The organism is Streptomyces sp. NPDC085900 (genome assembly GCF_044540925.1).
Classification (GTDB): Bacteria; Actinomycetota; Actinomycetes; order Streptomycetales; family Streptomycetaceae; genus Streptomyces; species Streptomyces gilvifuscus.
In genome coordinates this window covers 1-20,778 of the sequence record NZ_JBITSP010000025.1, presented here as the reverse complement: position 1 = coordinate 20,778, position 20,778 = coordinate 1, and the positions used below count along the sequence as shown (strand labels likewise).

General features: G+C 69.5%; 17 protein-coding genes and 1 pseudogene. 10 read left to right on the top strand and 8 right to left on the bottom strand.

All coding sequences use genetic code 11. The annotated features are described in order from the left end of the window. Positions 1-111: 111 nt before the first annotated feature. The gene (locus tag ACIGDI_RS43015; protein WP_399908408.1) at positions 112-789 is read right to left on the bottom strand and encodes an HdeD family acid-resistance protein; all 678 of its coding nucleotides are present in this window, start codon (positions 787-789) and stop codon (positions 112-114) included. Positions 790-1,396: 607 nt separating this feature from the next. Between ACIGDI_RS43015 and ACIGDI_RS43010 the strand changes: the two genes are divergently transcribed. Continuing rightward, the gene (locus ACIGDI_RS43010; protein ID WP_399908405.1) at positions 1,397-1,873 is read left to right on the top strand and encodes a DUF1003 domain-containing protein; all 477 of its coding nucleotides are present in this window, start codon (positions 1,397-1,399) and stop codon (positions 1,871-1,873) included. A gap of 150 nt (positions 1,874-2,023) precedes the next feature. Next, entirely contained in the window at positions 2,024-4,525 is a 2,502-nt protein-coding gene (locus ACIGDI_RS43005; protein ID WP_399908402.1) for a flippase-like domain-containing protein, read from the top strand. A 170-nt stretch (positions 4,526-4,695) separates the two neighbouring features. Here the strand turns inward: ACIGDI_RS43005 and ACIGDI_RS43000 are convergent, their stop codons facing one another. Then, positions 4,696-5,367 (bottom strand): TetR/AcrR family transcriptional regulator, encoded by a 672-nt coding sequence (locus ACIGDI_RS43000; protein WP_399908400.1) that lies wholly within the window; start codon positions 5,365-5,367, stop codon positions 4,696-4,698. Positions 5,368-5,523: 156 nt separating this feature from the next. Between ACIGDI_RS43000 and ACIGDI_RS42995 the strand changes: the two genes are divergently transcribed. From ACIGDI_RS42995 to ACIGDI_RS42970, 6 genes are all read left to right on the top strand, one after another. Beyond that, entirely contained in the window at positions 5,524-6,477 is a 954-nt protein-coding gene (locus ACIGDI_RS42995) for a fumarylacetoacetate hydrolase family protein (protein ID WP_399908397.1), read from the top strand. A gap of 97 nt (positions 6,478-6,574) precedes the next feature. Beyond that, on the top strand, positions 6,575-8,512 hold the full coding sequence (locus ACIGDI_RS42990) for an acyl-CoA synthetase (RefSeq protein ID WP_399908394.1): 1,938 nt from the start codon (positions 6,575-6,577) through the stop codon (positions 8,510-8,512). After that, positions 8,509-8,859, top strand: a complete 351-nt coding sequence (locus tag ACIGDI_RS42985) for a DoxX family protein (RefSeq protein WP_399908392.1) — start codon at positions 8,509-8,511, stop codon at positions 8,857-8,859. Before ACIGDI_RS42990 ends, ACIGDI_RS42985 begins: the two co-directional genes overlap by 4 nt. 303 nt (positions 8,860-9,162) lie before the next feature. Continuing rightward, positions 9,163-10,929: an FAD-dependent monooxygenase gene (locus tag ACIGDI_RS42980; RefSeq protein WP_399908389.1), complete on the top strand. Its 1,767-nt coding sequence runs from the start codon at positions 9,163-9,165 to the stop codon at positions 10,927-10,929. Between the two features lie 151 nt (positions 10,930-11,080). Next, entirely contained in the window at positions 11,081-12,232 is a 1,152-nt protein-coding gene (locus ACIGDI_RS42975) for a VOC family protein (RefSeq protein WP_399908387.1), read from the top strand. Between the two features lie 39 nt (positions 12,233-12,271). Then, entirely contained in the window at positions 12,272-12,415 is a 144-nt protein-coding gene (locus ACIGDI_RS42970) for a transposase (protein ID WP_399908460.1), read from the top strand. Between the two features lie 195 nt (positions 12,416-12,610). On the opposite strand, the gene ACIGDI_RS42965 is transcribed toward ACIGDI_RS42970, so the two are convergent. The 3 genes from ACIGDI_RS42965 to ACIGDI_RS42955 all read right to left on the bottom strand — a co-directional run bounded on the left by ACIGDI_RS42965 (position 12,611) and on the right by ACIGDI_RS42955 (position 17,799). Next, positions 12,611-13,261 (bottom strand): TetR/AcrR family transcriptional regulator, encoded by a 651-nt coding sequence (locus ACIGDI_RS42965; RefSeq protein WP_399908384.1) that lies wholly within the window; start codon positions 13,259-13,261, stop codon positions 12,611-12,613. A 110-nt stretch (positions 13,262-13,371) separates the two neighbouring features. Continuing rightward, entirely contained in the window at positions 13,372-14,418 is a 1,047-nt protein-coding gene (locus ACIGDI_RS42960; protein WP_399908381.1) for a zinc-binding dehydrogenase, read from the bottom strand. A gap of 159 nt (positions 14,419-14,577) precedes the next feature. Next, complete coding sequence (locus ACIGDI_RS42955) at positions 14,578-17,799, bottom strand: bifunctional cytochrome P450/NADPH--P450 reductase (protein WP_399908379.1); 3,222 nt, start codon at positions 17,797-17,799, stop codon at positions 14,578-14,580. Between the two features lie 320 nt (positions 17,800-18,119). On the opposite strand from ACIGDI_RS42955, the gene ACIGDI_RS42950 reads away from it, so the two are divergent. Together ACIGDI_RS42950 and ACIGDI_RS42945 are read left to right on the top strand one after the other, a co-directional pair. Next, the gene (locus ACIGDI_RS42950) at positions 18,120-18,695 is read left to right on the top strand and encodes a TetR/AcrR family transcriptional regulator (protein ID WP_399908376.1); all 576 of its coding nucleotides are present in this window, start codon (positions 18,120-18,122) and stop codon (positions 18,693-18,695) included. A 352-nt stretch (positions 18,696-19,047) separates the two neighbouring features. After that, the gene (locus ACIGDI_RS42945; protein WP_399908374.1) at positions 19,048-19,503 is read left to right on the top strand and encodes a hypothetical protein; all 456 of its coding nucleotides are present in this window, start codon (positions 19,048-19,050) and stop codon (positions 19,501-19,503) included. Between the two features lie 66 nt (positions 19,504-19,569). Here ACIGDI_RS42945 and ACIGDI_RS42940 read toward each other — a convergent pair whose 3' ends face one another. The 3 genes and pseudogenes from ACIGDI_RS42940 to ACIGDI_RS42930 all read right to left on the bottom strand — a co-directional run. Next, positions 19,570-19,692, bottom strand: coding sequence for a hypothetical protein (locus ACIGDI_RS42940; protein ID WP_399908371.1), 123 nt, complete (start codon positions 19,690-19,692; stop codon positions 19,570-19,572). A 497-nt stretch (positions 19,693-20,189) separates the two neighbouring features. Beyond that, positions 20,190-20,483 carry a VOC family protein gene (locus ACIGDI_RS42935; RefSeq protein ID WP_399908368.1) on the bottom strand — a complete coding sequence of 98 codons (294 nt, stop codon included), beginning with the start codon at positions 20,481-20,483 and terminating at the stop codon, positions 20,190-20,192. Between the two features lie 209 nt (positions 20,484-20,692). Beyond that, positions 20,693-20,778 (bottom strand): annotated as a pseudogene (locus ACIGDI_RS42930) (IS5/IS1182 family transposase); the annotation flags it as partial.

Sequence of the window (20,778 nt, the reverse complement as noted above, 5' to 3'; positions counted from 1 at the left end):
GCCGGTCGGCAGCACCTCCGTGCCGCTGCTCTGGATCAGGATTCAAAGGCCGCCCGTATATGCGGTCGTGGGCGCAGGAGCGGCCGGTGTACTGGACGAATGCCTATGCGGTCAGTGCTGGGGATGCGGCTGAGAACGGAACAGATGCCGTCGCTCGCCAGCACGACCGGGAGCCAGGTGGCCGACTTCGATGCGCATCCTGATTGCGTGGACCACTTCGACCACCCCGAGCACGATGGCCATGATGGCCGCGGTCCAAGTGAGCACCGCGATCGAGGTGAATGGCGAGACGATGAGCGCGGTGCCCGCCAGCATGCCGATGATTCCGGAAAACAACATCCAGCCTCGCGCCGGCATGGCTGGGGCAGAGGCCGCCGTGGCCGTCGTCAAAATGCCCCGCAGGAGCCAGCCGAAGCCGATCCACAGGGCAAGGAGCAGGATCGACTCCAGGGAACCCCTGAAGCAGATCAGCCCGAGCATGACGCAGAGCGCTCCCGTGATGAAATTCAAGGCCCGAAGATGTCCCGGGACGTGTGCGCCGAAGGCAGCGGCCAGTTGAAAGACCCCCGTGACCAACAGGTAGGTACCGAACAGCACACCGACGACCCGGAGCGTTTCCCCCGGCCAAGCGAGGAACACGACACCTAGGGCGATGGCGGCCAGACCTGTAGTGAGCAGGATCTGCCAACCGAGGTTCGCCCATGTACCCAGGAATTCGGTTTCGGGGTCTTCTTGCGCCTCTGCACCGCGCTGGGCACCGGTGGCCGATGCATCGGAGGGCAATGTCATGACGTCTTCTCCTCCCAGAAGAATGCGGTCGGATCGGTCCCCTCCATCCTCCTCCGCCCGTACCTGGGCCGCTCGCCAGAAGCCAGGGCTGTTGGGATGAGGTCATGAAACCCCCGTGACCGGCGAGGATCCCGGACAAGGATCAGATCGTGAGAGCCCTTTGCTCGATGCCCATCTGGACGGCGCCGTAGAAGCCTAGATACCGAATGGGGACTGCAGCTCCTTAACGATGCGGGCAGCGCCGGCGCGCAGGTCCACCCCCGATCCGACGCTGCCGGTCGTCCCGTCGCCCGCTCTACGGCACAGGCCCCGGCGGTGCGGGGTACGCCGAGCCGTCTCCGCGCATCGGTCAGTGTCGGTTGCACACCGACAGGTCGGGACGGCCCGAGCCGTGGGGTTGAAGCCGTAGCGGCCGGACGCACGCACCCGGTGCTGTTCGTGCCGGGATCCCCGTGCCGGTGATGAGCCTGCGTCGTCATCAGGAACCTGCGGGCCGCGCCTGTGCTCGGAGTGCTGTTGAGGGAGTTGGTCAGCGCGGTGCGCACAGCCCCCCGGGCCGCCGTAACCTGACGGCGGTTCCTCGTCGGAGACCGGGCAGGGAGAGGCCATGGGCGCTGCGCCGAAGCGGCCGGGTGTACGGATCGTCAATGAACAGGACGTTCTCGCGCGGATGCGCGGCACCCAGGACAAGATCGCGGATGGCATCACCGCCTTCGCCGGGACCATGACGTTCGTGTATCTGCACGCCACCTGGTTCACGGTGTGGATCGTGTGCAACGAAGGTGTCTTCGGCCACAGCGCGATCTGGGACCCGTTTCCCTTCGGACTGCTCACCATGATCGTCAGCCTGGAGGCGATCTTCCTGTCCACCTTCGTCATGGTGAGCCAGAACCGCCAGGCCGCCCGCGAGAACGTCCGCGCCGACCTGGACTTCGAGACCAACGTGCGCTCGGAGGTGTGGTCCATCCACATGGGTCGCGCCCTCGGCGTCGACCCTGTGGAGGTCGAGCGGCGCGTCCAGGAGCTGCTCGCACAGAGTCGCGCCCGCCTGGACGGCACCGCCCGGCCGTCTGCGGGAAAGTGAGGGCCGCGGATCCTACGGTCGTCCCCCTTCCCCGACCGCGGCGGCGTGGAAGCATGGGCCTAGAAGCGTGAAGGCATGTCCGGTCGAGCCGGACATGCCGCGAGGGAGTGAGCGCATGAGCCGTTCTCGCACCTCAACCGGCGGCCGGACATGACCGACCGGAACAACTCACTGCTCTCCCCCGATTTCGTGGGCACGGCGCAGGGTGGGTCCGAGCCCGACATCGACGTCGCCGCGCCGCACGATGTGCGCCGGGCAGCCGACGTGCTGCGCCTGCTGGCCTCCCTGGCCGCGCTCGGGCTGACGGTGCTGTTGGCGGTCGCCACCCGCGACTTCGCCCGCAAGGCCCAGCAGGGTCTGCTCGCCGCGGCCGCGGCGCTGTCACCGGGACTGCGGGACGGCCTCATCGGGACGCTCCAGGTGATCGCCATGCTGGCGCCGACAGCCGCCCTGACGGTTCTCGTTGTACGGCATCGCGTGGACGCGGTGTTGCGCGTGCTGCCCGCTATAGCCCTGGGCGCGGTGATCGCCTGGGCACTCATCCGGTTCGTGTTGGCCGACAGCCGCCCCGGCTTGTGGCCGGAGGTCTTGGTGGGCCGCGGCGGGCTGGTGCACGCGGGCTGGCCGCCCGCGGTGTATCTGGCGGCCTGTGCCTCTGCGGTCGTCGCCGCAGGACCTTGGCTGGTGCGGCCGTGGCGGCGGGCCCTGTGGGCCCTGACCGTCAGCTGTGCCGCACTCGGCGTGCTGGCCGCCTCTCTCGTCCCGCTGGACGCCTTCGGCTCCCTCGCCGTGGGCGGCACCGCGGGATCGGCGGTCCTGCTCGTGGCCGGCGGGCCGACCGACCGTCCGCCGCCCCAGGCCGTCGCGCATGCGCTCATCGCCTGTGGCATCCCGCTCGCCGCCCTGCGCCTGCTGGCCGCTCAGCGGCAGCTCGGGGGTGAGGGGCTGCTCTACAGCGCCGAGACCACCGAGGGCGTGCCGCTCACTGTCCGCGTCCTGGCCGGCGAGGACCGCAACCGCGAGCTGTTTCACCGGCTCGCCCGGCGCCTGTTGCTGAGGCATCCCGCCGACCCCGGCGAGCAGACACCGCTCGGCGCGTCCGAGCACGAACTGCTCATGCTGGTCTTCGCCGACCGCACCGGCGCCCGGGTCGTCGAGCCCGTCATCGCCTACCCCGTGACCGGCTCGAGCGCGTTGTTGGTGACCGTCGGGCAAGACGCCCCCCTCCCCGACGACCAATGGACCGACGCGCTGCTCGGCATGGTGTGGACGTCGGTGGCCCGCCTGCAGGAACACCGGCTGGCGCACCGGGCGTTGCGCCCCGAGCACATTGTGATCGCCCCGGACGGCAAGCCGCGGCTGACCGCCTTCACACGGGCACAGCTCAACGCGCCGCCCGATATCCTTGGCGCCGACTTGGCCGAACTTCTCGCCACGACCGCCATACGGATGGGCCCGAGCCGCGCGACGGCCTGCGCGCTGGCCGGCCTCGGCCCAAAAGTGCTGGCGACCGCCCTGCCCTATCTGCAGCCACTCGCCCTGATCGGCCCCGCAAGACGCGAGGTGGCGCGCTACGACCAGGCCCGCACCCGCGAAGCCGCGCAGGGCAGCCGCCGGCGCACTCTGCGCCCCGGTGGCCGGCCGAACCTCATGCACGACCTCGCCCACGAGGTGCGCGCGGTGTGCGACGCCCCGGCGGCCAAGTCGGCCCCGCTCGCCCGGTTCACCTGGAGAAGCGTCCTGGGGCTGCTGGGCGCATTTCTGGTGCTCCATCTGGTGCTGCCACAGCTCGCCAATGCCCCGGCCGCCCTTGACGCACTGCGCGACGCCGATTGGTGGTGGCTGCTCGCGATCGTGCCCGTCACGTTCATCTCGCAGGCGTTCTCGACCTGTTTGCAGCTGGGCAGCGTCACCGGACGGCTGCCCTTCTGGCCTACGTACCAGGTGCAGTTCGCGAGCTCCTTCCTGAACCGGATCACCCCGAGCAATGTGGGCGGCATGGCGCTGAACCTGCGCTATCTGCAAAGAACGGGGATCGAGACAGGGGCTGCCACGGCCTCCGTCGGGATGCAGAGCCTGGCAGGGGCGGTCTCCAACACGGTGGTCGCCGCCGTGTTCTTTGCCGCAGCCGGACAGCACCACGGTCGGGTGCGCCTTGAGGTGCCCGCCGGCAAATACGTTCTGCCAGTGATCGCGCTCGTCCTGGCCGCCGGAGGACTCCTCGGGCTCACCCCGCCGGGCCGCCGCTTCCTGCGCGAGAAGGTCTGGCCGTTCCTGCAGGCGGCCAGTTCCACACTGACCGGCATCGCCTCCGACCCCGCCAAGCTCGCCGTCGGTGTCGTCGGCGCGCTCGGCCTGCCGTTCATCCAGATCGTCGGCCTCGCACTGAGCCTCCACGCGCTCGGCGGCGACCTGCCCTTCGTGCAGGTGGGCGCCGTCTATATGGCGGCCCGTCTGCTCGCCAACGCAGCCCCCGTCCCCGGTGGCCTGGGTGCCTTCGAGGCCGGCCTCATCGCCGCCCTGACCGCCCTCGGCGTCCCGGCCGGACAGGCCACCTCCGCGGTCCTGGTCTACCGACTGCTCACCTTCTGGCTGAATGTCCCGCTCGGTGCGATCGCCCTGAACTTCGTACAACGGCGCGGATACGTGTGAGACGTACGGGAGCCGGCCTCTCCCCCGCCGATGTCGAGCGTGCTCGCCCGGCACGAACAGCACCTATGCCCGTCGGCTGACTCAAGGGAGAGCCACAGTCAACCGCGTTTGCCGGGCAGTTCAACCTGGTCAGCCCGATCTGCGGCGAGGGCCTGACCCTCTCGCCCCGGTCAGCTCCGGGGCAGCGAGGGCAGGGGCCGACCGGCGATCTCCTCGGCTTCGGCGCGAGTCATTCCGAACATGCGCAAAAGACGAGCAGCCAGTTGATCTGAGACATGCGCGGCATCGAGGTCCGGGCGGGTCTCCAGCAGGTGGAGTACTCCTAGCAGGGCGCCCCCGACCATGGCCACCGCGCTCTGCGGGTCGTCGATGTCCAGCCGTCCGTTTTCGGCGGCGCTCCGCAGGTCCCGCATCGCCCGCGGGGCCAAGCCGCTCGCGGAGGTCAGATACGGCATGCCGGTGCGGACGAGGATTCTGGCGATCTGTGTGTGGGTGCGCTGCAGTCGGCCGGTCAGGCGGACGCTGGCGGCGAAGACCTCCGCCGGGTCCTCAAGGTCGCCCACGGTGGATTCCAGGAGGACGCCGTGTTCCTCCAGGGTGAGGGCGACGGCGGCGTCGAACAGCTCGTCCTTGCTGGTGAAGTGGTTGTAAAAGGAGCCGAAGCCGACGTCCGCCGACTCGGTGATCTCCTGGATGCTCACGTCGGTCCGCCCGTACTCGGCGAGGAACCGCTGAGCGGCGGCGATCAGCGCAGCCCGGGTACGTGCCTTGCGCCGGTCCAGGCGGTTGAGGGCACGACCGGGCGTCCCGATGTTGCCCTTGCCCTCAAAATCGGTGCTCATCCTTTCACCTTATCCACCGACAACAGTCTTGATAAATATATCAGGACTGACAGCCATTGACGTCGCTGCCATCTGGACTGATTCTCTCATCACTACTGACTGGACTGCTCCTCAGGGGCGGCCGGGTCGGCGCCTGTCGAGGACTCAGGAGAGCCAATGAGCATGCAGGTCGTCCGCACCACTGAGGGCTGGTGGGTCGAGGGCCGCGCAGGACGGCTGCACCGCGTCATGACCGACGCGGACACCACCGCGGGCCTGCTCGCCGACCGTGCGGCCGTGCAGGAGGCAGCCGAACGCGCCAGGACCGACCCCGACGCCGGGTCGTCCACCGCAGAAGCGGAGCTCCTGTCGCCCGTCACGACCCCGTGCCGGGTGGTGGCGCAGATGGTCAACTACCGGTCCCACGCGCTGGATTCCGGATTCGACCCGGACACCGTCCCGCCCGCGTTCTTCCGCAAGGCGTCCGGATCCTTGAGCGGCCCGTACCAGGACATCGTGCGTCCCCAGCACGTGCGCTTCTTGGACTACGAGGTGGAGCTCGGGCTGGTGATGGGTGCGCACCTGCCGGTCGGCACCGAGGTCACCGACGCCGCCCTGTCCCAGTACGTCGCCGCGCTGGTCGTCGCCAACGACGTCAGCGCCCGCGACCTGCAGCTGCCCAAGACGCAGTTCTACGAGTCCAAGTCGTACCCGACCTTCACTCCGCTCGGGCCCCGGCTGCTGCTGGTCGATGCCGGCGATCTGGCCCGCCTGCCGGACCTGCGGCTCACGCTGAAGGTCAACGGGACCACCCGGCAGGACCGCACCACCACCGACATGATCGTCCGACCCGCGCGCGCCCTCAGCCTGCTGGCCCGCTTTCAGACGCTGCAACCCGGTGACGTCCTGCTCACCGGAACGCCCGGCGGCACCGCCCTGAAATCCCCCGGCAGGCTCCTGACCACGCTTGCCGCCCTGCTGCCCCCGCACAAGCGCTGGCAGAAGTTCTTCGCCCGCCAGCAGGCCAACCCCGACTACCTCAAGGACGGCGACGCGGTCACGGCTCGCATCGCGACCGACGACGGCGTACTCGATCTCGGCGAGCAGCGCACGGTGGTACGCGCCCGCTGACGACTCCCGGGACCCCCGCCCGGGACCGGCCGGCCCGGCACATCACCGTACCGGGCCGGCCACTTGACCCCCTCCCTCACCTTGCAAAGGCGCACCGGTGAACCTCACCCCTGTTGATCTGCTGTGGCCCGCACCCGAGCACATCGCGGACCCGTCCGCGATCGAGGCCGTTCCACTGCATGAGCGCGGCCTGCCCGCCACCACGTACGACACCCTGCTCCGGGCCGCCCGTCTGTGGCCCGACCGGCCGGCCCTGACGGTGCTGCCCGATGCCGAGCACTTCCTGCACCCCGCCACCGCCACCTTCGCGCAGCTGCGCGACCAGGTGCACCGCACCGCCAACCTGCTGCGCTCCCTCGGCGTCACCCGCCGCGACGCCGTAGGGCTGCTCTCCCCCAATACATCCGAGCTTCCCTCCGCCCTGCTCGCCGCGCAGGCCGCGGGTGTCGCCGCCCCGGTCAACCCGGGCCTGGCGGCCGAGCACGTCGAACAGCTGCTGCGGCGCGGCGGCGCCCGGGTGCTCATCGCCGCCGGTCCGCAACTGGACGCCCAGGTGTGGGCCACGGCCCGGCAGGTCGCCGCGGCCCTGCGGCTGGACACTCTGCTGGCCCTGGCCCCCACCCTGGCCGAGGGTCCCGCCCTCCCTCTGGAGCCCCTCGAGGGCGTACGCGTCGGCTACCTCAGGGAACTGGCCGCGTCCCATCCCGCCGACCGGCTGGTGGGCATCGAGCCCCCGGCCGCCGATGATCTGGCCGCCTACTTCCACACCGGGGGCACCACAGGCACTCCCAAGCTCGCCGCACACACGCACACCAACGAGGTCGTCGACGCCTGGACGGTAGCGGCGAGCATTCCTCTCCAAGCGGACGCGGTGATGTTCGCGGCGCTGCCGTTGTTCCACGTCAACGCCCTGATCGTCACTCTGATCGGCCCGCTGCTGCGCGGCCGGGAAGTGGTGTGGGCCGGGCCGCTGGGCTACCGCGATCCCGAGCTGTACCCGCTGTTCTGGAAGCTGGTGGAGCACTATCGCATCGCCGCCATGTCCGGCGTGCCGACCGTGTACTCCGTCCTCGCCCATATCCCCGTCGACGCGGACATCTCCAGCATGCGGTTCGCCGCCGTCGGCGCCTCGCCTCTGCCGCCCGCCGTACGGGAGTCCTTCGAGGAGCACACCGGCGTCCCGCTGTGCGAGGGCTACGGGCTGACCGAGGCGACCTGCGCCTCCGCTCTCGGCCTGCCCGGTCACACCCGTCCCGGAAGCGTCGGGCGGCGCCTGCCCTACCAGCAGGTCAAGACCGTACGCATCGACCCGGACACCGACGAGTGGCACGACCTGCCGCCGGGTGCCACCGGAGTGCTCGCCATCAGCGGCCCGGTCCTCTTCGCCGGGTACGTCGGCGAGCACACCGCCCAGGGGCCCCGCCTGGAAACCGCCGGGAAGATCCGCGACGGCTGGCTGGACACGGGCGACCTGGCCCGCATCGACGCCGACGGCTTCATCCACCTCGCCGGCCGCGCCAAGGACCTGATCATCCGCGGCGGCCACAACATCGACCCCGCCGCCATCGAGGACGCCCTCCTCACCCACCCCGGCGTCACCGCCGCCGCAGCGGTCGGCCGTCCCGACCCGCATGCCGGCGAGGTACCCGTCGCCTACGTCACCCTCGCCCCCGGCGCCCAGGTCGACCCCGCCGAACTGCTCACCTGGGCCACCGAACGGGTCCCCGAGCGCGCCGCAGTCCCGCGCGAGGTGCTTGTGATCGACGCTATCCCGCTCACCGCCGTCGGCAAGCCCTACAAGCTCGGCCTTCGCCTGGACGCCACCCGCCGCGCGGTCCACGCCGAACTGGTCGCCCAGGGCGCGGACTGCGACCCGCAGCGCATCCTGTGCCGGCCGCACGACGGCGCTGTCCGCGTCACGGTGCCCGTACCTGTCGACGAGGCGGTACGCCGCAGGGTCACCGCGGCCCTCGACCGGTACGTCCTGCACTGGCAGTACGCCCCCACCCAGCCACCTGAGAGAGAAACCCCGTGAGCACCACCGCCATCGTCCTCGCCGTCCTCCTCGCAGCAATCTTCCTCGTGCTCGGATCGGCCAAGCTCGCAGCCGTCCCCGCGATGCGCCAGGCCGCGGCCCACGTCGGCATGACCACCGCCCACTACCGTCTGCTGGGTGCTCTGGAGGTGGCGGCAGCAGCCGGTCTGCTGCTCGGCCTACGGATCACCGCGCTCGGTGCCGCCGCCTCGACGGGCCTGGTGCTGCTCATGGCCGGAGCCGTCGTCGTCCACCTGCGCAGCGGCGATCCGGCGGCCCGCTGCCTGCCGGCCGTCATCGTGGGCGCCCTGGCCGGAGCCCATCTCGTACTGCTGGCCGGCGGCTAGCCGACCACACACCCTGTTGCCGGTCGGCATGTCCGTGACCGCCCAGCTTCCACTCTCAGCACCGCCGCAGGCCGCCTTGGCCGCCCAGGCCCGCAGGGCCCCTCACTCGGCACGGCCGGCCTCCATCAGCCTCACCGTGCTGTCCGGACCGTACGCGCCGTATCTCGCTCGATCCGCCGCGAACGGGACCGGCACCCCGCCTCGATCAATCGATCGGGAAACGCTCTTGGCGCTGTTCCCCGCCGCTCCCTGAGCCCTCCCCCACCCCATGGCCCCGAGCCGCGACACCCCATGGAGTACCCAATGAACGACCTCGACGTCCCCGTCCTCATCGTCGGCGGAGGCGGTGCAGGGCTCACCGCCTCCATGCTGCTCAGCCGCATGGGTATCGAGTCCTTGCTGGTCACCGCCTGGCCCAGCACCTCCGTCCTGCCCAAGGCCCACGTCCTGAACCAACGCGCCATGGAAGTCATGCGCGACGCCGGCGTGGCCGACACCATCTACGCCGCCTCCACTCCGGCCGAGCAGATGTCCCACACCGCCTGGTACGCCGGCCTGGCCGGCGACCACGAGGACTACGGCCGCAGGGTCGCCAGGATGGAGGCCTGGGGAGCCGGCGGCCGCTCCCCCGAGTGGCTCGCGGCGAGCCCCGAGCGGCAAGCCAACCTGCCCCAGATCCGCCTGGAGCCGGTCCTGCGCGCCCGCGCCGAGGAACTCGCGCCCGGCCGGGTCCGCTTCCACCACGAGCTGACCGGACTCGCCCAGGACGACGAGGGCGTCACCGCCACCGTCGCCGACCGCGACACGGGCGAGACCTACCGGGTGCGCTCCCGCTACCTGCTGGGCTGCGACGGCGGCCGCACCGTCGGACCCGCCCTGGGCATCGTCCAGGAGGGCATGCGCGACCTCGCCCGCGTGGTCTCCTTCCACATCTCCGCCGACCTGTCCCGCTGGGCGCGCGACCCGGAGGTGCTGATCCGCTGGCTGTGGCTGCCCGACCTCGGCATCCCCGGCGTTCTCGTACCCATGGGCCCCGACCATTGGGGGCCCGAGTCCGAGGAGTGGGTCTTCCACCTCAACTACGGGCCCGATGACGGCCGCGCGCTGGACGACGAGTCCGTCCTGGCCGACCTGCGCACGGGACTGGGCTTGAGAGAGGAGGACCTGACGGTCCACATGATCTCCCGCTGGACTCTGGAAGGCGTGGTCGCCGACCGCTACCGCGCCGGCCGCGTCCTGATCGCCGGCGACGCCGCCCACCGCCACCCGCCCACCGGCGGCCTCGGCCTGACCTCCGCCATGCACGACGTACAGAACCTCACCTGGAAACTCGCCGCCGTCCTCAACGGCCACGCCGGCGACGCCCTGCTGAACACCTACGAGGCCGAACGGCGCCCGGCGGACGCCACCAACGTCCAGCGCTCGCTGGAGAACGCCATGAACCACATCGCCATCAACGCCCTCTTCGGCGGCGGGCCCCAGGCCGGCGAGGAGGAGAACTGGCGGCAGGCCCGCCGCCTGTGGAGCGGAAACCCCGCCGACACCGACTTCCGCCGCACCTTCCTTGCCGCCGTGGCCGCCCAGTCCATGGAGTTCAACGAACTGGGCGTCGAGTTCGGCTACACCTACGACTCCGCAGCCGTCGTCCCCGACACCACTCCCGCACCCGAGAACCCCGACCCCGTCCGCATCTACCAGCCCGCCGCCCGCCCCGGACACCCGCTGCCCCACGCCTGGCTGGAGGACCTCGACGGCCATCGCGTGGCCCTGGCCCGCCTGGTGCGCCCCGGCCGCCTGCTGCTGATCGCCGGAGAGGACGGTCAGGCCTGGTGCGAAGCCGCCGAGAAGATCGCCGCCGAGTGCGGGCTGCCGCTGGATGCGATCCGGATCGGCCATCTCGACGGCGACTACCGCGACCTGCGCTCCACCTGGACCGCCGCCCGCGGTCACACACCGCACGGCGCCGTCCTGGTGCGCCCGGACCGCTTCATCGGCTGGCGCGCCCACGGCCAGGCCACCGACCCGGTCGCCGAACTCACCACCGCACTGAACACCCTGCTCGCACGGTAGGAACCGCTCACCCGCCGTGCCACCCGGCCTGCCGATCACCGCCGCATCGGCGGGCCGGGCCCCCATCCTCACCCTCGCCTCGCCTCCGGCACAACGCGGCACCCGCCCCGCCAGCGCGCCAAGTCTTGGAGGCCACAGGAAGGAATCCCCCGTGAACGACCCGACATCCACCCCCGCCCCTACGGCCGACCCCCATCGGGGCCTGCACAGCGAGCAGGGCGCCCTGCGCGGAGAGCACACCGGCCGAGCCGCTCAGCCCGTCATCAAGGTGGTCGACCTGGCCTGGCTGGAGTTCACCAAGCCCGACCTGGACCGGGCCGAGACCTTCGCCCACGACTTCGGCTTCACCACCGCTGCGCGTACCGATGACACCCTCTACCTGCGAGGTGCCATGGCCGGACCGCACTGCCTGGTCATCCGCCGCGCCCCTGCTTCCCGGTTCATCGGCCCCGCCTTCCAGGCCGCCGACGCCGCCGACCTCGACCGGCTGGCCCGCGCCACCGGCCACAAGGTCCGCACCCTGACCGAGTACGGCGGGGGCCGCGCTGTGGACCTGCTCGACCCCTCCGGCATCCCGGTCCGCGTCGTGCACGGCGTCACCGAGCAGCCCGCACGACCGCTACGACAGCCCCTGATCCTCAACACGGGCACCACCACCGCGGCCGCCCGCATCAACGCCACCCAGCGCCCGCCCCGCAAACCCTCCCAAGTGCAGCGCCTGGGCCACGTGGTGCTGTCCACCCGCGTCTTCCAGCGCGCCCTGGACTGGTACCTGCAGCACCTCGGCCTGATCGTCAGTGACTTCCTCTACCTGGACGGGCAGCGTGATCGCGGCCCCACCATGGCCTTCATCCGCTGCGACCGCGGCAGCGAACCCGCCGACCACCACACCCTGGCCATGCACCTCGGCCCCGACACCGGCTACGTCCACTCCGCCTACCAAGTCGCCGACCTCGACACGCTCGCCGCCGGAGGCGAGTACCTGCGCGAGCGCGGCTACCAGCACTCCTGGGGCATCGGCCGGCACATCCAGGGCAGCCAGATCTTCGACTACTGGCGCGACCCCGACCGCTTCATGCTGGAGCACTACGCCGACGGCGACGTCTTCGACCACAGGCTGGAACCCGGCTGGGCTGCCATGTCCGCCTCCGGCCTGGCCCAGTGGGGGCCGCCCGCCACCCGCGACTTCCTCGGCACCACCCCCTCGCCCAGGGCGCTCCTGGCGGCGATCTCCGCGCTGCGCGAGGAGAACGAAATCGACCGAGCCCGGCTGATGGGCCTGATGAAAGCCTTGAGCAAGTGATCGCCACCGTCCCCGAGCAAGGGCGTTAGCTCCCGATAGCTGCGGGCCGAGTACACCGGCCGGATCAACCGCATCGGCATGGGTTCCGTCTTCTGGTCCCGCTCCTACTTCGCCGGCTCGTGCGGCGGCGCACCGCTCACGGTGATCCGTCACTACATCGAGCAGCAAAAACGTCCACTGTGACCTGCGGGTCAAAGCAGTCCTGAGATGCGTTTCCCTCCCCGGCTGAAGCCGGGGATACCCACGCAAGATCAGGGATGGCGGAGGAGCGTTCTTGGGAGCCACGGCACGGTGATGGCACGGCGCTGAACGTCTCGCCGTTCTCGTCGATCAGCGTGCTCACCCACGCCCAGGCTCGCTCAAGCGACGCCCATGAAGTCACCCGACTTCTGCTGCCCGGTCTTTTCGGGCAACCTGCCCCACCTGAAGTGCGGCCGTCTGGGGTGCGACGCCGGCGGCGATGAGGAAGGCTGTGGCCGCACTCTCACCGGTGGGATCCGCCCACGGGCATGCAGCGTTCTCCTCGGCGAGTGCCAGCATCAGCGCCTCCAGCGCTTGGGCGAGGAGTGGTGCTGGAAGGTGATCCGCGAAAACGCCTTCGCGCTGACCGCGCCCTAGGGTTGCGATGGCTTCCGCGCGGATCGGTGCCAGGGTCGCGCGGATCATGTCCTGGCCCGGATGACAGCGTCCCAAGGCGATGAGCATGCCGTAGTGGTCGCCCACTTCCCAGGCCGCCAGGACCATCCGTGTCATCGCCTCGATCGGGTCGGCGTCCGGATCACGGGCTTGGGCGAATGCCTGCCGGAGCTCATCGCCGGCTTCCTGTATCAAGGCGACGATCAGCGCACGACGGCTGGAGAAGTGCCCGTAAAGGGTGCGCCGGGCCACGCCGGCTGCCTTGGAGATGCTGTCGAGACTCGCGTGCGGGTCGTCCCGCAGCTTTTGCCGGGCGGTCGAAAGGATGCGTCTGCGGTTGCAGTGAGCATCTTTGCACTGCAAAAGACAGCCCGGTACGTCGGTCGTGTGCATAGTCGTGTCTCTCACGGTCGCCAGCGAAAGGCCGTGGGCGCCGGTGCTCCCTCAAGCACCGGCGCCCACTCACCCCTGCCCAGGGTGGCTTGTTGTCCCGCTGACGGTGGTCAGGGGACGAGGATGAGGCGGATCGGGTCGCCGATCTTGTTCTCCAGTCGGTGGACGGCGTCGGCGGCCTCCGCGAGCGGGATGTGGTCGGTGATGGAGGGGGCCAGGTCGAGGCGGCCGGCCGCGGTCAACTGCACCAGCTCGGAGACGGACTCGGGGAAGCCGCCATAGTGGCCGCGCACCTGCTTTTGCAGGTAGTTGAAGGTCAGGCCCTCGGTGATGGTCAGTGGTCGGGGCGTGATGCCCACCAGGATCAGGCAGCCGCCCAGGCCGAGTACGGAGGCGGCCTGGTCGCGGACAGCGGGCACACCGGCGCAGTCGAAGGCGAAGTCCAGGCCGCGTCCGCCGGTGGCCGCGCGGACCTGGTCGGCGAAGTCGGGGGCCGCCGGATCGAGCGCGAGGTCGGCACCGAAGGCCAGGGCGCGCTCGCGGGCGTGGGGCAGCGGGTCGACGGCGATGATCGGCGCGGCGCCGACCAGGCGGGCGAGGCGTACGTTGTGCGCGCCGACTCCGCCCACGCCCCAGACGCCGACGGACTGGGCGGCGCGAACGCCTGCGGTGGCGACGACGGCGGCGTAGGGGGTGGAGACCGCGTCGGGGATGATCGCGGCCTGGTCGAAGGGGAGGCTGTCGGGGATGGGGATGAGCGTGTCCTCGCGGGCGATCACGTATTCGGCCCAGCCGCCGTCGTAGTCGATGCCGGCGGTGAGCATCTGGGTGCAGGGCCTGCGGCGTACGCAACCGGCGCATGTGCCGCAGGTCTTGCCGGCCTCCAGGGTGACGCGGGTGCCGGCCGTCAGGCCGCGCTTGAGGCCGGGGCCGAGGGTGTGGATGACTCCGGAGACCTCGTGGCCGACGGTGATCGTGTCGGCGGTGGCGAACAGCGGGACGAGGGAGCCGTCGAGCAGGTGGACGTCGGAGAGGCAGACGCCGGCGGCCTTGACTTCGATGAGGACCTCGCCCGGGCCGGGTACGGGGACGGGGACCTCTTCCACGGCGAATTTCTTGCTGTCGAGGTGGAAGCGTCCGGCGAGCATGGTGTCCATGAGGATCTGCTTTCTGTGAGCGGCGCCGCCCTGCGGCGGGGCCGGAGTGCCAGGGGTGTCGAAGGGGTTTGTGGTGGCCGGGAGGCGCGCGGCCGGCAGCGGGGGTGCCGCGCGCCTCCCGGCGGCCGAGGGGTCGTACGCCTGGACGGCATGCGACGCTCAGGCGAAGACGTCCTGCTGGTAGCGCTCGTCGGCTTCGAGCTGGGCGAGCCATTCCTGGGCGGTCTGGTCGTCGCTGCCGGTCTTGTGCCGGTGAATGGCGGCCAGTGCCTCGCGGACGGCGGGTGCCATACGGCGGCCGTCACCGCAGACGTAGATGTAGGCGCCGTCCTGGATGGACTGCCAGACCGTGTCGGCGGCGTTGGCGAGGGCGTGCTGCACGAACCGGGCCGGGTGGCCGGTCACCGCGGAGAAGGCGGTGTGGACGCGGGCGATGCCGGACAGCTCCCACAGCTCCATTTCGTCGCGGTAGAAGTAGTCGTGCTCGGGGTGGCGGCAGCCGACGAAGACCTGTGACAGGCCGACCTGCGTGCCGTTCGCGTGCTGCTGGGCGCGTTCCTCCAGGAAGCCGCGCAGGGGTGCGATGCCGGTGCCGGGGCCGATGAGGATCAGCGGTGTGGCGGGGTCGGTGGGCGGGGCGAATGTCGGGGAGGGCACGCGGACGTAGCCGTAGACGACATCCCCGACTTCCAGCCCCGAGATGTAGGAGGAGCAGGTGCCGCGGTACTGGCCGTCGCCGGACAGGGCAGGGCCCTCCAGCAGGCCGACGGTCAAGCGCACATGGCGCGGGTGGGCCGACGGGGCGGAGGAGAGGGAATAGAAGCGAGGACGAATGGGACCCGTCATCTCCAGGAACACCGCCAGCGGCAGCTCGATGGCCTCGAAGCGCTCCAGCAGGCCCAGCACCGAGACCCGCTTGCCGAGGATCTCCGTCTGATAGCGCTCCTCGGCCTCCTCCGTGTCGGCGGTGTACGCCAGGAGCTGCGGCCGGGTCCACGGGCACTGGGTGTACTCCGCCAGCGTCCGTATCTGGGAGCGGGTGGCCACGTCCTGCAGTTCCAGGAACTCGGTGAGCAGGATGCCGGCGGTGACCGGGGTGCCGACCGGCAGGTGGGTGCGGCCGCCGGCCGGCCGGTCGAGCCGGAGCACCTGGTCGTAGTCGACGCCGAGCCGCCTCAGCGCGCGCTCCACCAAGGCGAGTTCGTTCTTGGCGAAGACGGCCAGGTGGTTGCCGGTGTCGTAGGTGACGCCCTCGGGCAGTTCGAAGGTGATGGACTTCGCCGACGGGCGCGGCGGCTCGATCTGGAAGTCCCACAGTCCGGTCGCGTCGGCCACGAGCTCGTCGTTGGCCACCACGGTGAGCGGGTATGCCTGCTCGGAGACGATGGCGGGACGCACGTCGGACTCGGAGAGCAGCTGCACCTGGTAGCGCGGGCCGCTCGCCTGCGAGGTGTCGGCGGCGTACTCCTCGGCCAGGGTGGCCCACAGGTTGTCCATCCACCGTGTGGCCATGCCGTCGAAGTCACCGGCGGCGTCCGCGATGCCTCGCTGGATGACCGGGGTGGCGCCGGCGGCCAGCAGACCTTCCTCGATCCGCTTGGGGAATGCCTGGTAGGTGGCCACCCACTGGGTGTTGCCGGCGCCCAGCAGCGCGTACCGCACGTTCGCCAGCGAGCCCTCGGGCAGCCCGGCGGCGAGCAGATCGTCGAAGCGCTGGGCGTTGTCGGGAGCCTTGCCGTTGTAGCTGGCGGCCACGACGGCGAGCAGGCCCTCGGAGGGCAGGTGTTCACCCAGCTCGTCCAGGCTCACCAGCGTGGTGCCGAAGCCGGAGCGCTCACCTCGGTCGGCGATGGTGCGCGCCAGGTCCTCGCACGAACCCAGGCTGGAGCCGTAGGCGACGGTCAGGTTCACCCCGACACCGCTGACCGCCGCCGACGCCTGTGTGTCCTCGGTCTGCACGTCCGCGGCGCCGAAGACGGTCCGCTCGTGCTCCTGACGACGGCGGACGATCAGCTCGAAGTTGCCGGGCTTGCGCGTCAGCGCCTCCCGGGGGTCCATCTTGTAGTCGTGGGTGTCGGAGAACTTGAACTTCTGCAGCACCAGCGCGAGGGCCAGGCGGGCCTCGGTGAGCGCGAACTGGCGGCCGATGCAGGCACGTACGCCGTTGCCGAACGGCTTGTAGGCGTGCGGGTGGTGCTGGACGCGGTTCTCCGGCAGCCAGCGGTCGATGTCGAACTCGTCGGGGCGCTCCCACGCCTTGGGGTGTGTGTGCAGCGGGCCTTCCAGGATGAGGACCTTCGCACCCTTCTTCAGCTCGTAGTGGCCGCCGATGACGGTGTCCTCCCGTGCCGTCTTGCCGAACGACGGGATGGGAGCCCACAGGCGCAGGGTCTCGTCCAGGATCCGCGGAATGACGTCCAGCTGCATGATCGTGTCGTAGTCCGGAATCGTGTCGCCGGGCATCAGCCGGTCCACCTCGGCGTAGGCCTGGGCCAGCACGTGCGGGTTGCGCATCAGCGAGTACGTGGCGAAGGACAGCAGGCCGCTGGTGGTCTCGTGGCCGGCGATCAGGAACGTCAGCACCTGGTCGCGGACGTTGTCGTCGTACAGCCGCTTGCCGGTCTCCGGGTCGGTGGCCTCCAGCATCAGGCCCAGCAGGTCCTCCTCACCGCCGCCCTTTCCCTCGCGGCGCTCCTTGATCACGCTCTCGACCAGCTCCTGCATCAGCTGGACGTTCTCGCCGTACTTCTTGGCATCGGCCTTGCGGAACTTGGTCATCATCGGCAGCTCCTGCGAGCGCCGCAGCGACTCCACCAGCGCGCCCAGCAGCGCGTTGAGGAAGGGGTGCAGCTCCTCCTTCTCGAAGGAGTCGAACCGGTAGCCGAACCCCGACAGGGCGATCGTGTCCAGCGTCAGCCGGGTGTAGTCGTCGGTGATGTTGACCGACTGACCCTCCTTGCGCTCCCACTTGCCCGCCAGGTTCTGGGCGATCTCCAGCATCTGCCCGAAGTAGCTCCTCATGGCCCGCTGGCTGAACGCCGGCAGGAGGATCCGGTGTGCCATGCCCCATTCCTCCTCGTGCTGGTGGGCCGTGAACAGGCCCGCGCCCGCGAAGTCCCGGACATGCTGCAGCGGCGTCTTCTCGATCTGCTTGAAGAACCGCGTCTCGTCGGAGACCTCGGCCACCAGGTCCGGGTCGTAGACGAAGATCTGCTCGATACCGGCGATGTCCAGGCCGTAGATGCCCTCGGGGAACTGCTTGGACAGCTCGGCGAAGTACTCGACCGGGTTGGTGTCGGGGATCTGCGGCGTGTTCCCGAGCAGGGGGATCCCACGCGGGGACCGGATGGGGCGAAGGCCGTTCGCGGAGTGCGTGGTCATGGCGGTGCTCCTCTGGGGTTGAGGGGATGGGCAAGGGCGCGCAGCGCAGATCGGTGCGGAAGCGCCGAACAGAAACATACGCCGTATGGAAAAAGTACCGTACGGCGTATGGAAACGGGAGGCAAGCCCGTTCGCACTGGCGGGAACGTGATTCAAGTCATTTCCATACGACGTATGGAACTGGTACCGTACGTGGTATGGAAAATAAGGTGAGGCGTCCTGCGCGGGGTACGAGAAAGAGGGACGTCCCTCTGACCGAGTCCGGTATCTACGCCGCCGCCCTGCGGCTCATCGACGAGGACGGGGTCGAAGCGCTCACCATGCGCAAGCTCGCCACCGCACTCGACGCCAACCCGATGTCGCTGTATCACCACGTGCCGAACAAGGAAGCCGTCCTACGCGGCGTGGCGAGAACGATCGGCGCTCAGTTCCGCACCGTGACGCTTCAGGAGGCACCGTGGCAGGAGCGCATCCGTCTGCTTGCCACGGACTTCCGCAGCCTGGCGCACCGTCACCCGGAGCTGATGGCCTACTCGTTCAGCCATCAACCGGACTTCATCCAGCCCGACGACCCGTTCTGGAGTGAACTCACCGCGATCGTGGCCGCCGCGGGAGTGCCACAGCCGAAGGTCTCGGAGGCCGCGGCTGTGATGGTCGCGGTCGTCATCGGTGTCCTCAGCGCCGAACTCAACGGCTCCCTCGAGCAGTGGTCGAACCTCAAGCCTCCCGTTTCAGTCTCCGACGGGGCCGCGGCCGTGGAGGCTGGCACAGGAGCGGTCATACAGGGCGCCGGCCCAGATCCGGACCACATGTTCCGACTGGTGATCGACACGCTCGTCACAGGGCTGGAGGCGCGGCTGGCTGACGGTCACCATGGCGAGCCCAACGGGCGCTGACCCGCTACACCCCGACCTGTGTCCCAGGGGCGGGCAAGGCTCTTCGTGGTCAGCTGGAAGCCGCAGCCTCCGAGGAGGATCCCGCACCAGAACGTGTCGCCTTCGTGCCGGCGTCGGAAGGCGTCCAGCTCGATGGCCTCCAGCGGCAGCATCAACGGCTCATCGGAGTCCGCGCTGCCCAGGGCCGCCGTCTGAATCTGCCGCCTGTCCTCACCGCGCACGAAACCCCCACCTTTCGTTCCAACTCATCCTGCCATCAGCGGCATTGAGCTGACAGCCGGTCGACCTGGCGAGCTGTTGGCAGCAGCGGGCCGGTTGGACGGCCACGGTCGATCCGGCCCCACCCCTATGCGTGTCCCTCGGCGCCATCGTGTACTTCAGCCACGCGACGTTCTTCGGCGGCAACGTGTTCTTTAACGACGTGACGGTCTCCCGCGGCAACGTGTTCCTCGACAACGTGACGTTCTCCGGCGGCAACGTGACCTTCGAGGGCGCGGCGTTCTCCGGCGGCAACGTGTTCTTCAACGACGTGACGGTCTCCGGCGGCAACGTGACCTTCAACAACGCGAGGTTCTCCGGCGGCAACGTGATGTTCGACGGCGCGACGTTCTCCGGCGGCGACGTGACCTTCGGCGGTGCGAGCTTCTTCGGCGGCAGCGTGACCTTCGGCCGCGCGGCGTTCTCCCGCGGCAGTGTGAACTTCGAGGCGACGGCTGGCCCTGTTCTGGTGGGGCTCCTCGCGGCAGTCGGTACCCCGGTGCCATCCCAGGTCCGTCTGCCCGCCGGCTGGCTTCCTCCCGGTCCATAACGTAAGGGGGCGAAACCGACTGCTTCCGGCGCGAACTACCGACCGTTCGATCTGTTCGATTCTTCGTCAAGAGCCATTCTCCGCAGCGGTCTTCGCCGAGGCGTTCCGCTGCTTCCGCTCCAGTCGGCTCTTCCTGAGGGACATCATTCGCGCCGGCTGCTGGTAGACCTCCTCCAGGATCTCGTCCATGAGCGCAACGATCGCTCGCTGAGGGTGAACTGGATGCCGGTCAGGACGGGAATGGCACCGTCACCTCGGCGACCGGACCGGCGGCAGGTCGTCACCAAGCCGAACCTAACGCCGGAGACGCCGTCGAGGTTGGAGCCAGTGATCGCGTCATCAATCGCGGGCTCGGGCGCTGCGGTCACAACGCTTACGGGGAAGGGCTGATTGCCGACAGGAAAGTAAAGCCAGCCTCAGCAGGTGAGATTGCGCGAAGCGTCCGGTCCAGAGCCATGTGGCGGACACCCTTGTTGTCCGCGGGCAACAAGACGGGCGGCCCCCGTCCACAAATCCTTGTTGTCCACGGACAACATCCTCACGGCGTCGACAGCCGGAACGCCTGAGCTGGCCGTTGTACATGCCCGGTCATGCTTCGTTGCTCAGAACACATCTTGAGGCTGAGTAGCTGGACTGAACGGGAGATGAGTCCAGCACTCTTGGCGCGATTCATCTCGTGCAGCACGTCATGCTTCTTGATCGGGGTCGAGCTCCACCCTGAACCTGTTGCCTTCCGGATCCGTCATCAGGGCTTCCAGGGGTTCATGGAGTTCCACCAGAGAGGCACCCTTGGCGATCAGTGTCTGAACCTGCTCGGCGACCGTTCCGACAAGGACGGTGACGACCGGCAGCACAGCTGGAGATTCCGCTTCGCCGACGCTGTACGCACCAAAACCCGGAACACTGCCCCAGAATCTGATCATTTTCTCTGGGTCTACGGCTTCAAAATGAACAGGCATGCTCAACTGTCTCACTTTCATATGTGCGACCGAAGTCGAGAACGGCCTACCGAAGCAATCCGGCGGGTGTGTCAATTTAACGGCTGATCTTGGTTGTTGGGTTATCGCTGGTCGGTGGGGGTCAGGCGGCCATCGAAGGCGATCTGGAAGGCGTTCAGGGGTGCCTTCCAGCGCATTGTCCAGCGGCGGCGGCCCTTGCCGGTCGGGTCCAGGCTCATCAGTGAGCGTTTTCAGCGTTGCCTCTCCAGGGTGAGGACGGCTGCGGCGATGACCGTCATGCGGTTGGGGCTGCAGCGGGCCCGGCGGAAGATGCGCC

Excerpts from the sequence above, each read along its gene's own strand:
- ACIGDI_RS43000 (WP_399908400.1), bottom strand. The coding sequence starts at position 5,367 with ATGAGCACCGATTTTGAGGGCAAGGGCAACATCGGGACGCCCGGTCGT.
- ACIGDI_RS42960 (WP_399908381.1), bottom strand. The coding sequence starts at position 14,418 with ATGGACACCATGCTCGCCGGACGCTTCCACCTCGACAGCAAGAAATTC.
- ACIGDI_RS42955 (WP_399908379.1), bottom strand. The coding sequence starts at position 17,799 with ATGACCACGCACTCCGCGAACGGCCTTCGCCCCATCCGGTCCCCGCGT.
- ACIGDI_RS42940 (WP_399908371.1), bottom strand. The coding sequence starts at position 19,692 with ATGGACGAGATCCTGGAGGAGGTCTACCAGCAGCCGGCGCGAATGATG.
- ACIGDI_RS43010 (WP_399908405.1), top strand. The coding sequence starts at position 1,397 with ATGGGCGCTGCGCCGAAGCGGCCGGGTGTACGGATCGTCAATGAACAG.
- ACIGDI_RS43015 (WP_399908408.1), bottom strand. The coding sequence starts at position 789 with ATGACATTGCCCTCCGATGCATCGGCCACCGGTGCCCAGCGCGGTGCA.
- ACIGDI_RS42935 (WP_399908368.1), bottom strand. The coding sequence starts at position 20,483 with ATGAAAGTGAGACAGTTGAGCATGCCTGTTCATTTTGAAGCCGTAGAC.
- ACIGDI_RS42995 (WP_399908397.1), top strand. The coding sequence starts at position 5,524 with ATGAGCATGCAGGTCGTCCGCACCACTGAGGGCTGGTGGGTCGAGGGC.
- ACIGDI_RS43005 (WP_399908402.1), top strand. The coding sequence starts at position 2,024 with ATGACCGACCGGAACAACTCACTGCTCTCCCCCGATTTCGTGGGCACG.
- ACIGDI_RS42965 (WP_399908384.1), bottom strand. The coding sequence starts at position 13,261 with ATGCACACGACCGACGTACCGGGCTGTCTTTTGCAGTGCAAAGATGCT.
- ACIGDI_RS42980 (WP_399908389.1), top strand. The coding sequence starts at position 9,163 with ATGAACGACCTCGACGTCCCCGTCCTCATCGTCGGCGGAGGCGGTGCA.
- ACIGDI_RS42950 (WP_399908376.1), top strand. The coding sequence starts at position 18,120 with ATGCGCAAGCTCGCCACCGCACTCGACGCCAACCCGATGTCGCTGTAT.